This window comes from Anabaena sp. EIM26 (assembly GCF_057568715.1).
Genome location: NZ_CM172472.1, coordinates 4,653,388 through 4,665,417, shown reverse-complemented (window position 1 = coordinate 4,665,417; position 12,030 = coordinate 4,653,388). Strand labels below are relative to the sequence as shown.

The following is a 12,030-nucleotide window of genomic DNA, read 5'->3' as shown; positions in this document are numbered from 1 at the left end:
TTTTCTAAAAAGTTTTTCTTTAATTCTACAATAATCCAGTTTTATTTACTATCACATCCTGTACATCCTTAAATCCTGGATATCCTGATTCTGACAAACTACTTGACAAAATCAGGTGCGTTACATTTCATTAACGCACCCTACAAGATCGGCGATCGCACTGCATTTTTTATATTGTATCGACCGATATGCCAGCACGTTTGGCAGCCGCCAACGCTAAGTCAGCTTGAGAGGGTTCTAGTTCCTCAAAAACCATGATAGATTCAAAGTCCTTTCTTTTATAATCATATCTATTCGTTTTGATTACAATAGACCATTTATTGTTTATAAGAGAAATTACTTTTTCGGCTCCCTGCTTTGCTAAGTACTTTGACATCTCTATGCCAATAGCTATTCCGAGTTCAGACAGTTTTTTGCTATCCATATAAGGATTTGTCCCTATGGTCTTATCCATAAAGTCTTTATAAAAATGTCCAGGAATGGATACTCCTTTACGCACTTTTGTAACTCCAGTCACCTCACTTCTTAAAATAGTTTGCTGTTGTGAGGATATTCCTCCATATATTATTACTCTTTCGGAGGTAAATTTGACCTTTTGAGATCCAGTTGAAAAGCCACTTAAGTATTCTTCATTGGGTGTGATCGATTGGGCAAGCTTATAAAAGAACTCGTCACGCCTTCCCTCAAAAATTTGGCTTATTACCTTAGAGTATCTATCAGGCTTCCATATTTTTTCAACAGACTCCTTTTCTACTGACGATAAGCCAGAAGATAACCTATTAAAAAAGTCTCCTATCAATATTTTTTTCTCAGCATTATAGAGCAAGTCACAAGAATATTTTTTATGATTTATTAATAGACAATCATTCTCTACTGATATTTTCGAGATTCTATCCAAGGATATCTCAGCTAACGTATCCCTAAAACGCTCTTTTTCAGTAAGTTTGAAGTAAAGACATGCATCTGTTAATAAAATCCCTGACTTACCAGATCCCCAAAAGCTAGTGCTGATCAACAATAATGGAGTCTCTTCTCCAATATTAGCATATGTATTTTTTGCATTGATTAATGATTTTGATGGGATAGCATCCAGTAAATACATATCAGACAGTGGCCATCTCGAACTATTACTTTCACTATCACAGATAGCTTTATAGTAAGATATTACAAACGAAGTGACATTATTAGGACGAAGCATAATTCCCACCTCTTAATTTGAGAAGTATTTGCAATCATTTTAAGCTGCTTCAATGAAACTATATAAGTGGGCTTCTGAAATTGACTCCTCCATTCCTCTGTTTGGAAAAGGACTGGAAACCTAACTATTAGACGGAAATTTTCTGTCTAACACACCCAGATTTTACCCTGGTTATGTTGGTGTTAACTTAGATAATAAAATATTCATAACCAATTGTACCCTACCATAACGCCTAGGTAGGGCTTGCTGAAAAAGTCTTTCCGTTAGGGCTAGAAGTCAGGAGTCAGGAGTCAGGAGTCAGGAGGAAGAATTAGAAGGAGATCAGAATATTCTCAAATCTGGGTAAATGAACGGTTTTTGATGATTTCATCGCTTATTTCTTGCACCTTCTTCTACTTTTTTAGCCTGAAACTGTTGATATATATAGGTTTTTGGTTTATTCAGCAAGCCCTAGGTAATAGCAAGAGAAATTCTGGATATCGTCAATATCAGAGTATTATACGGAATCTTTCGGGCTATCCACCCAAATAAGGGGAATAGACGGAACTTTTCGGGCTATTCATCTGAGTTGTAGGCAACCGGAGTAGTTTGAGCTTATTTCTCGCTGATATCCAGAATACAAAAGTTGGGATATTTATTTTCTGGGTGCGGCAAAGGCCACGGAAGTTCTAAAAAACAACCAATCTCGTAAATGATGAATTTTTGCCATCCAATTTTTAATTAAGTTGAATTGTGGTTGTGTTTTTTGTACTGGTCTAGCCAAACGTAAAATTAATTCTAGTAATCAAGGCGCAACCCGTTGACACGATAGAGCTAAATAAGATTGCCAACCCACTAATATTTCTGCTTGATTCTTTTTTATCCCGCTAACGAGTGCTTGGGCTACTTGTTGAGGAGTCATGGGGAATACCCAACGAAATAATTTTAGATTCCGCACCAATTTATTGAACGCTCAAATAGTTTATTCCGTGAGTGGTTTTGATAAACTCATCCATTTACCAATTACCTATTCACGAAATCCATTTAGATAGTTTGTCTATCCAGGGTTTACGAATCCACATCAAACCAAGACCAAGGGTGGAAAAGACTGAACCGATCGCTGCTCCAGCGAGGATAAAGTTCTTCTTGGGAGCAGTAGGTTCATCGGGTAAACTAGGCTCCATCGCCATTTGAATTAAAGGATAGGTTGAAAACACGTCTCCTTGTCCTAAATCTAATTTGGTGAGGGTAGATGCAAATACTGCTTCAGCGATCTGTTGATCTCGCTTCAAGTTTTCTAAGATTGATTGCTTTTGGGAGAGATTATCCAGACGCTTTTCCAGTTGTGCGATCGCTGTGTCTAATCCTTGAACTTGGGCTTTGAGTCCCTTTTGATCTGATTGATAAGACACCAAACTCTGGAATAATGTATCTCGCCCAGATCCGTTCACAGCCAAAGCTAAACGATTGAGTGTCTCAGGAGTTAGAGGCTTTCCTGATAGGTATTCACCACGCTGGAGTAAGGCTACCCAAGCGGCATCTTGCCGTTTTGTTTCTTTAATTACCTGGGGATGATTGACTCCAAACTTAGTGATTAAAACTTCTAAGGTGGTTGCCGCTTCACTATAATCCTTGAGGTTTTGTTGAAAAATTTGGTCTGCGTGGAGAAGAAAAGCTGTTGCTGCTTCTGCGGAGGAAAGTCCCAAATCCTCGGACAACTGCTGCATTCGTTTGTTATTTAGCTGCTCTTGGGCATTAGTTTCTGCTCGCAACAGGCGCAGCTGTTCAATATTGGTAGATAAATTACCTACTTGATCAGGAAAACTCAAACCAGAACGTATTTTGTATTCCGATAGTCGTTTTTGCGCTTCCTCTAATTTTTGTTGGGCTGAAAGCAAAATTGCCTGGGAAGGTTTTCCTCGCTGACTAATTTCTCCAGTTCGTAAAACATTGACGTGGCTGACTATAGCTTGATAGAGAGCCAAGGATTTATCCCGTGCTTCTTCTGGACTTTTGCCAGTCACTTCAAACAGCATGATTGTTGTGTTGTTTAAGAGTTTGATGCGGGGCTTGGGGAATTTATCAGCTGGAATTTTAGCGATCGCAGCAGCTGCTTTTAAAACCCGATCGCTGGTAAAAATATACTCAAGATTTGCTCTTGGATCATAAGTCGAACTCCCTAAAGCTGAACCGCTAGAAGAAGACGCTTGACCAATCCCTGGCAAATTGACGCTTACTCCTAAACTACCACTGCTAAGAATTAAACCCCACTCACTGGTGTAGGTAGGTTTGGTAACTTTCAAATAATGCAGCGATGACCCCCAAATCAAAGTGTTACCTATTACACTGAGGATGAGATAACGCAGCCAACGGCCTTTGAGGAAACTCCCCAGATTTACCATTTTCAAAACTAACGGTTGCTGTGTCATTTGAGCAAATCTCGCAAAATGGGGATAGGGGATAAAATGGTTTGGATAATATCCCGAAATTGCACGACTTTTGAGTCATAGCAAGTAACAATATCATTAGCCTGGAGAAAAGGGTTATTGGCATCACTGGTGGAATTTGTCAGTAGATCGTTGATATGGCGTTGTAAATACGTAGTTTTTCCAGTCAACTGCTCAGTAGTTACCAGGATGGCTTTGCGTTCGGCATTAGTACCTCTTGTTCCCCCAGCACAGTTAGCCGCTGTGACTGCATGGGAAAAGCGAGAGCCATAAGGAAATGATGTGGCATCACGTCCAATCCCAGAAACAGCATTTCCTGTAGCTGGTACGGTGAGATTAGAAAGAAATACTTTCACTCCCGCCGGGGTAATTGGGGAAGGACGCACGAGTTCATTATGCATCTGTCCTGAATCGGGAACAATAATGCGATCGCCCGCAATCAATGGCAAATCGACAAAGGGTTCACCTGTAAATAGACCAGATAGGTCAATAATTCTGGTTTCTCTGCCACGAATCAATTGAATGTTTTTGATATCAGCGGTAGGTTTAACTCCACCTGCATCACGGATCGCCGCTGCCAAGTAACGGTTTGGGGGATATTGTCCGGCTACTGGCACAGGTGGCTGTGTTTTCTCCCCTGGGGAAGCTTCATTGATAAATACCCTTCCTGGTAAAAATGTTGCCCCACTCACAAACACCTCCACCGGGCCCCACTGCACCACTTTCAAACTCACCTGGAGAAAGGAGGGTTGGAAAAAAGCGCCATCAATCAAAACTGTCGTTAGATTTTCCTGCACTTGCTCTGGTTCTAAACCCACAACAGGCAACGGCGTGAGATAGGGAATCTCTAAATTGCCTTCTAAGTTAACTTCAAAAATTCCACTAAACTCTGCTCCCTCTGGAATAGTTACCTTGATGCGATCGCCTGGAGATAGGGGCAATGCCAAACTAGGTGTTGCTAAGGTTAGGGTTGCAACTATGGTATTAAAAATTAAACGCTTAAGCATTGTCAGAGAAAATACGTAAATAAGTGTCTCGGTAATTCGTGAGAGTAAAAAGACCAAACTTAGTAGTATTTATAACTAGAGAATCTAGTTTAAGTTTTCCCTAATAACTAATATTTATTTTACTGTATTAACTGAGATGCTCTTATCCAATTTTTACCAATTTATCTAGCTATTTAGCCAACTGTAAGGCGTAAGGTTACGTAATTCCCGATTTTAATTACTGATATCAATCAGGGAAATTAGTGAGATTCAATAGCTGAATCAGTTGGTAGTCAATCATCGAAAATTATACAAATTTTATTTGACATTGAGCCAAATTAAGTATATAAAAATAATACAGGTTTTTTAAAAGTATGCATTTTTCCTCAGTAACGCTGTTTGCCATTTCAGGAAGTGCTGAACATCTACTAAGAGTCAGCCACAAAATAAATGATCCTGTTTTGTCATGCTGAGTGTAGCAAAGCGAAACGAAGCATCTCGGAGGATTCTTCACTACACTTTGTTTCGTTCAGAATGACATCGGGCATTTCTTTTTGTGGAGTTCTCTAATCAAAAAGCAAACAGCAATCACAGCAACCCATTGGCCTTTCGGGGGGAAGGTCGTCTACATGGGTTTAAAATCCCTATAGATTTTAGGTTGGGTTGACATCAAGAAACCCAAATAATCAAAGCTTTTGTTGGGTGGCATAATTGCTTAACCCAACCTATTTTTTCCGGGCATCTACCAGTCAATTAATTATGAGAATCTCCATAAATGGGACTCACTGTTGGTCTGGTAAACACTTATTCAACGCTCAATATTGGTGATGCAGCCATTTATAGTGCCTTAACTGCTCTAGCATCTGAGGCTGAAGTTGTTGCTAAATTCCAAGATTCGGTACCGGATTACATTCCCGGTTTGCAAATTGTGCCGCAGATTAAGCATTGCGATGCTTATATTAGTGTCGGTGGCGATATTTTTAATAATGCCCGCGAAGGCTTGATTACCAAATCCTTCATTGGCAACTTGCTTCAGTTAAAGCGATCGCCCAAGCATACCTTTGTGTTTGGTCAATCTATTCCCCGATCATGTCACGGTTTGAGTTTTCGAGCCTTGACCTCATGTTTGCGTCGATTGGCAGCTGTTTGCGTGCGAGATGTCGAAAGCCATCAACGTTTAACCACAGCTGGTATCCCTGCAATTTTATCTTTTGATGCAGCATTTACGCTATCGGCGAGTGAGCAAGCCAAAGACCTAGCAGCACAGCTGTTAAAAACACTGGAAATTCGCCCAGAATCAGCAGCATTGATTTCTCTGCGTACCTTTGATTCCATGTATCGCCATGACAATCAGCAGTTTCAAAGGCAACTTGTATCCTTAAGTCGGAAATTCTGCCAACAGGGATATCAACCTGTATTGCTGATTCAGTCTCAAGCTTACGGCGCTGATAATGACTTGGCCATGGCTCAGGAAATTGTCCAACAAGTACCGAAGCTGAAAATTTTTAATCCCTTTGCCTTTACCCATCAACTACCTAACTGGGAATTGGTCATGGGTGCATTGGCTATTTGTCGTTTGATTGTGGCCATCAGATATCATACATCAGTTTTAGCCTTAGCTAGTGGACGAGTTCCCTTTAACTTGTACTACTCAAACAAGGGTAGAGATTTAACCAACCGCTTACAAATACCAGGTTGCAGCCTGGAAGAGTTTGACCCAGATATTCATTTGGATGCGATCGCTATTACTTGTGCTACTAAATTTGACCATGAAGCCATTCGTCAACAGGTCAAACAGGATTTTCAACACTGCTATAGCCGAATATTACCGCCATGAAACCAAAAGTTTGTCATTTTGTAGGTGGTCAAGGCATGGGTTGGACTGGTGGCATTAAAGCCACATTAAAAAGTTTAGAAATGTCCTGGCTGTCGGAAAAATTTGAGTTTATTACTGCACCTTTATCAGCAGCATCTTCTGTCATCTCAAAACAGCACCCAGACGTGATGATAGTTCATGCTGCCTCCTCCTGGCGGGGGTTACTGCCCCTCTGGAAACTACGGCGTTCAGGCAAGTTAATCATCAACGAACATCACTACAGTGCGGGTTTTGAAGCCTTTAATGTGCCATCACTGACCCGGTTTCATAGAATGTTAAAACTGGCTTATGGAATGTGCGATCGCTTAGTGACTGTTTCCCAAGGACAGCAGAATTGGATACTCAAAAACCAATTAGCACCAACTGAAAAAGTTACGGTCATTCCCTTCTCCCGGTTGATTTATCCCTTTTTCAATATTCCCCCCAAACCGAGACTGCCATCTCAACCATTTATATTAGGTGCTTACGGGCGATTTTCCTACCAAAAAGGCTTTGATATTCTGATTGATGCAGTCCAACAAATACCCGGTTCCAGAATTCAATTAAAAATTGGTGGAGGAGGACAAGACGAAGCCAAATTAAAACAACTTGCTGCTAACTGTCCCCAAATCGAATTTGTCGGACGCATTGATGATGTCCCTGCTTTTTTAAGTCAGTGCGATGCCGTGGTTATTCCCTCCCGTTGGGAACCTTGGGGTAATGTTTGTTTAGAAGCCAGGGCTGCTGGTAAACCAATTATTGCTTCAGCAGTGGATGGTTTGAGTGAGCAAATTCAGGACTTTGGTCTACTTATTCCCCCAGAAAATTCTGTAGCACTAGCTAAAGCAATTCAGAAATTTGTCAATTTACCTGCCCTGGAATTAGAACATCAGGGAAAACAAGGACAAGCTTCAGCAATCAATTCTTGGCAAACTTACCTATCTAACTGGGAAGTATTGCTGGAGGAATTGACATGAAAGCGATCGCTCAAACCTTATCTGCTTTCAAAAAAGACCGCTTTATCCGTAATATTGGCTGGATGGGAGCTTCTGAATTAGTAATTAGAGTCTTTCGTCTGATTACCACCGTCATTCTCGCTCGTTTTCTCAGTGCAGAAGATTATGGTTTAGCTGCCATAGTCTTGATGACTTTTGAATTTATTCGCGTCTTCACCCGCAACGGTATTGCCGACAAAATCGTGCAAGCAGAAGCCAGCGAAGTAGAAGAGTTATGCCGCACGGCTTATGGGTTGAACTGGTTAATAGCCTTAGTTTTATTTGTAGGTCAATGTTTAGCATCATTAGCGATCGCACAATTCTACAATAATTCCCAACTCATTGTTCCCATCTGTCTCATTGCCATCACTTACCTAATTTATCCTCTGGCAATGGTACAAACAGCCTTAATTAGAAGAGAAAACCGCTTAAATATTCTCGCCCTCATTAGTTCCGTCCAAGTCTCTACAGATAATGTACTAACCGCAATTTTTGCCCTTTCAGGCATGGGAATGTGGGCAATTGTACTACCAAAATTTTTAGTTGCCCCCATCTGGATTATCCTCACCTTTAAATATCATCCTTGGCGGATGACCAAATCTTTCACCTTTGATAAATGGCAACAAATTACATCCTTTGCTAGTCGTATTCTGGGCATAGAATTACTCACAATTTTTCGAGAAAACGTAGATTATCTTTTGATTGGTAGATTTGTGGGTGTGGAAGCTTTAGGAATTTATTATTTTGCTTTTAATGCCGGATTAGGAATTAGTTTAAGTGTAATAAATGCTATACGAGTCTCACTATTTTCTGACCTATGTGATCTCAAATCTCAGACAGAGTTATTTACCCAACGCTATACCCAAAGTCTACGCAAAATAGCTCTAATGATTGTACCTTTAGTAGTCTTACAATCCAGTTTAGCCCCCTTTTATGTCCCTCTCATATTTGGGCAGAAATGGGTAGAAAGAGGAGCCGTATCTATATTAATTTTGATTTGCTGTTCCGCTTTATCCCGTCCCTTTGCTGATGCAGCTTCCTTAATGTTTCGTGCCTTTGGTCAACCAGAAATTGAATTGCGTTGGAATCTCTTATTTACCGCTTGTTTAGCTACTGCCATTGTCATCGGTACAAACTGGGGAATTTTAGGAGCAGCAATGGCTGTAATGGCAACTCACCTAACTTTACAACCAATATATACCTTATGGGCAACTCAGCAAAAATTACCTAAATTCTTGCAAGAGGTGAACCCATGACAAATATTAACCCCACGGTGACGGCAATTATTCCCGTCTACAATGCTGCTCAGTTTTTACCAGCAACTATCACATCTGTTCAACAACAAACTTTCTCTAATTGGGAATTATTAATCATCAATGATGGTTCTACGGATGACACGGTTGAAGTTATCAAACAATATCAAGAAAAGGATCATCGTATTCATTTAATTGATCAACTAAATCAAGGAGTTTCTACCGCTCGTAATTTGGGAGTTGAAAAAAGCAAAGGTCAAATTATTGCTTTTCTTGATGCTGATGATCAATGGCTTCCCGATAAACTTCAACAACACCTGCAACATTTTCAATCTCATCCCCGTTTAGGAGTAAGCTTTTCACAAGTCGAAATCCTCACCCCAGCAGGTGAACCAACTGGACAAGTTTCTAGTTCCCGGTTAACTAATTTAAAACCAGAACATTTACTTTCAGAAAACCCCACTACTACTACTTCTAATTGGGTAGTTCGTAAAGAAGTATTTACTCAAGTAGGAGGCTTTTCTCCTGATATGAGTTATTCCGAAGATTTGGAATGGTTACTGCGGGTAATTTGCACTGGTGTTTGGGAAATTGCGGGGATAAACCAGGTTTTAACTCGCTATCGTACCAGTTCTGCTGGGCTGTCATCAAATTTGTATCGCATGGAAACGGGTTGGAATCAACTAGTGGAAAAGGCGAAAATCTATGCTCCACAATTGGTTGAAAATCATTTTGCTTTGGCTCAAGCTCTACATTTGCGTTATCTGGATCGACGGGCTTTTCGGTTAAAGTTGCCGGCTGCGGTGGGGGTGGATTTTATGAGTCGCGCTTTGGTTTCTGATTGGCGATTGTTGTTTCATCAGCCACGACGAAGTTTATTTACTTTGGTGGCTGTGTTTGGGGGGTTGGTGATGGAAAAGATTTTTCTCACGCAGAGACGTAAAGAAAGAAATTAATTAAAAACTAAAAAACTCCTGTCTCTTCTCTTTTTCCTACTGTCACCTGTCACCTGTTCCCTGTCACCTAATTAATATCATGCCTAAAATATCTGTAATTATTCCTGTTTATAATTCTGAGAAAACAGTTGCTGAAACGCTGGAGTCTGTTCTGGCACAAACCTATGGCAATTTAGAAATTATTATTGTTGATGATGGTGCAACTGATAAAAGTATTGAAATTTGTCGGCAGTTTAAGGATAAGCGCATTAAGATTATTCATCAACAAAATCGCGGTTTGGCTGGGGCCAGAAATACAGGTATTCGTCACGCGAAAGGGGAGTTTTTGGCTTTTGTTGATAGTGATGATTTATGGTTGCCAGAAAAGTTAGAAAAGCATCTTCAACATTTGCAGCGTTCGCCGCAAGTGGGGGTGAGTTTTTCTCGGTCTTTATTTATTGATGACCAAAGTAAACCTTTGGGTATTTATCAAATGCCTAAGTTAAAAAATATTACTCCAGAATATCTGTTCTGTCGTAATCCTATTAGTAATGGATCTTCGGTGGTCATCCGCAGGGATGTTTTGACGGCTATTAAGTTTGAAGCTAATCTTCATGGGGAGGTGGAAGATTTTTATTTTGATGATCGTTTTCGTCAATCTGAAGATATTGAATGTTGGTTACGTATTGCTCTCCAAACAACTTGGAAAATAGAAGGTATTCCTGAAGCACTTACTCTTTATCGTTTAAATAGCGGTGGTTTGTCGGCTAATCTTTTCAAACAATATGAATCTTGGGAACAAATTCTGATCAAAACTCAAGCTTATAATCCTGAGTTTATTGAGCAATGGGGTGATAAAGCTAGAGCCTATCAACTACGATATTTGGCACGACGAGCCACAAGACAAAGATCTTCACGCATGGCAGTTACTTTAATAAACCAAGCTTTGGGTACTTATTGGCAGATTCTTTTGGAAGAACCTCGACGCACTTTCATCTCTTTGATTGCTGCCTATTTATTATGGTTACTGCCAAAATCAATCTATCAGTGGTTAGAGAAATTAATCATGCAAATCACTGGAGCAAATCAGCAAAAACGTATTCAAAAAGAACAAATAAGTTAGTGAATAATCCCTTTTAATCCCAATCACTCATTACCAATTACCAATTACCAATTACCCATTACCAATTATGACAGTTTTATTAGTTTGTTCTTCCGGTGGACATTTTAAAGCTCTGCAACATTTACGTCCTTTTTGGGAAAATCAAGAGCGCGTTTGGGTGACTTTTCGCACTGCAACTACAGAAGCTGATTTAACTGAAGAAAAGGTTTATTGGGCTTATAGTCCTACTAATCGTAATCTTCCTAATTTTTTCAGGAATCTGTTTCTGGCTTGGCGGCTACTTAGACAAACTCGACCAGATGTAATTATTTCTACTGGTGCTGGTGTTGCTGTCCCTTTTCTAATTTTGGGCAAATTATTGGGTAGCAAAACGGTATTTATTGAATCGGTAACTCGGATTAATAATTTAAGTTTATCGGCTAAGTTAGTTTTACCTTTTCTCAGTGTTCTATATGTGCAGTGGCCGCAATTGCAAGTCCGTTATCCTCAAGCTGAACTTGTGATTTCTCAGGAGGTTTTAAGTTGTTAAAAAAACTTTAGTAGGGGTAATTCATGAATTACCCCTACGCAAGAATCAGGTTTTGATTTCAATCTTGCGTAAGTCCTACCATATTCCCTCTTTAACTTATGATTTTAGTCACAGTTGGCACAGAACAATATCCTTTTAATCGGCTGATGCAATGGATTGAGGTGTTGTTACAGTCAGAAATGATTCAAGAAGAAGTAGTTGTTCAATATGGAAAATCAACTATTTTACCGGCTGGTGCAAAGGTGTACCAATTCCTGAAAGAAGAGAAATTTCAAGATTTGATCAAACAAGCACGAATAGTGATTGCCCATTGTGGTGAAGGAACTTTACTGCTTTTAGATTCTTTGGATAAGCCTTATATTTTGGTTTCTCGCAGTCAAGAGTTTAAAGAACACGTTGATGATCATCAGGTTGAACTCGGTTTAGCACTATCACAAATTAATGTTCCTATTGCTTGGTGTCCCGGAGATTTGGTGCGGTTTATAGATGCCCCTAGAAGGGTTTCTGTTGCCGATGTTTCTCAAGCTAGTGCGATCGCTCTTTGTAAAAGTTTACAATCTCGCTTTGGTCAAAATCTCAACAGCAATTCCCAAGCTCATGAAATACACCCCACCCGCGCTGTCGCGCACCCTCCCCTTGGTAAGGGGAGGGTTGGGGAGGGGTAATTTTGTATCTAACTAGAGTGGGAAAGGCTATATTCCCTATTTTCTCTTCTCTATTTCTTAATTAA

11 protein-coding genes are annotated in these 12,030 nt (G+C 40.0%); 7 read left to right on the top strand and 4 right to left on the bottom strand.

Translation table 11 applies throughout. From position 1 onward, the window contains the following. Positions 1 to 169: 169 nt before the first annotated feature. The 4 genes from AC012T_RS20130 to AC012T_RS20115 all read right to left on the bottom strand — a co-directional run bounded on the left by AC012T_RS20130 (position 170) and on the right by AC012T_RS20115 (position 4,631). Positions 170 to 1,198: a hypothetical protein gene (locus tag AC012T_RS20130; RefSeq protein ID WP_487060498.1), complete on the bottom strand. Its 1,029-nt coding sequence runs from the start codon at positions 1,196 to 1,198 to the stop codon at positions 170 to 172. A gap of 784 nt (positions 1,199 to 1,982) precedes the next feature. Continuing rightward, positions 1,983 to 2,135, bottom strand: coding sequence for a hypothetical protein (locus tag AC012T_RS20125; RefSeq protein ID WP_487060497.1), 153 nt, complete (start codon positions 2,133 to 2,135; stop codon positions 1,983 to 1,985). Positions 2,136 to 2,208: 73 nt separating this feature from the next. Then, entirely contained in the window at positions 2,209 to 3,606 is a 1,398-nt protein-coding gene (locus AC012T_RS20120) for a GumC family protein (RefSeq protein WP_487060496.1), read from the bottom strand. Next, complete coding sequence (locus tag AC012T_RS20115) at positions 3,603 to 4,631, bottom strand: polysaccharide biosynthesis/export family protein (RefSeq protein ID WP_487060495.1); 1,029 nt, start codon at positions 4,629 to 4,631, stop codon at positions 3,603 to 3,605. Before AC012T_RS20115 ends, AC012T_RS20120 begins: the two co-directional genes overlap by 4 nt. Before the next feature lie 754 nt (positions 4,632 to 5,385). Here AC012T_RS20115 and AC012T_RS20110 point away from each other — a divergent pair. The 7 genes from AC012T_RS20110 (at position 5,386) to AC012T_RS20080 (ending at position 11,965) form a co-directional block, all read left to right on the top strand. Then, positions 5,386 to 6,447, top strand: coding sequence for a polysaccharide pyruvyl transferase family protein (locus AC012T_RS20110; protein WP_487060494.1), 1,062 nt, complete (start codon positions 5,386 to 5,388; stop codon positions 6,445 to 6,447). Further along, positions 6,444 to 7,442 (top strand): glycosyltransferase family 4 protein, encoded by a 999-nt coding sequence (locus AC012T_RS20105; RefSeq protein ID WP_487060493.1) that lies wholly within the window; start codon positions 6,444 to 6,446, stop codon positions 7,440 to 7,442. Before AC012T_RS20110 ends, AC012T_RS20105 begins: the two co-directional genes overlap by 4 nt. Continuing rightward, positions 7,439 to 8,716 carry a lipopolysaccharide biosynthesis protein gene (locus AC012T_RS20100; protein WP_487060492.1) on the top strand — a complete coding sequence of 426 codons (1,278 nt, stop codon included), beginning with the start codon at positions 7,439 to 7,441 and terminating at the stop codon, positions 8,714 to 8,716. The genes AC012T_RS20105 and AC012T_RS20100 overlap by 4 nt, the downstream gene beginning before the upstream one ends. Then, a complete protein-coding gene (locus AC012T_RS20095; protein WP_487060491.1) occupies positions 8,713 to 9,669 on the top strand; it encodes a glycosyltransferase family 2 protein in 957 nt (318 codons plus the stop codon). Before AC012T_RS20100 ends, AC012T_RS20095 begins: the two co-directional genes overlap by 4 nt. Before the next feature lie 79 nt (positions 9,670 to 9,748). After that, a complete protein-coding gene (locus tag AC012T_RS20090) occupies positions 9,749 to 10,771 on the top strand; it encodes a glycosyltransferase family 2 protein (protein WP_487060490.1) in 1,023 nt (340 codons plus the stop codon). A gap of 67 nt (positions 10,772 to 10,838) precedes the next feature. After that, entirely contained in the window at positions 10,839 to 11,300 is a 462-nt protein-coding gene (gene pssD / locus AC012T_RS20085) for a PssD/Cps14F family polysaccharide biosynthesis glycosyltransferase (RefSeq protein WP_487060489.1), read from the top strand. Between the two features lie 98 nt (positions 11,301 to 11,398). Beyond that, positions 11,399 to 11,965 carry a glycosyltransferase gene (locus AC012T_RS20080; protein ID WP_487060488.1) on the top strand — a complete coding sequence of 189 codons (567 nt, stop codon included), beginning with the start codon at positions 11,399 to 11,401 and terminating at the stop codon, positions 11,963 to 11,965. The last annotated feature ends 65 nt before the right edge of the window (positions 11,966 to 12,030 follow it).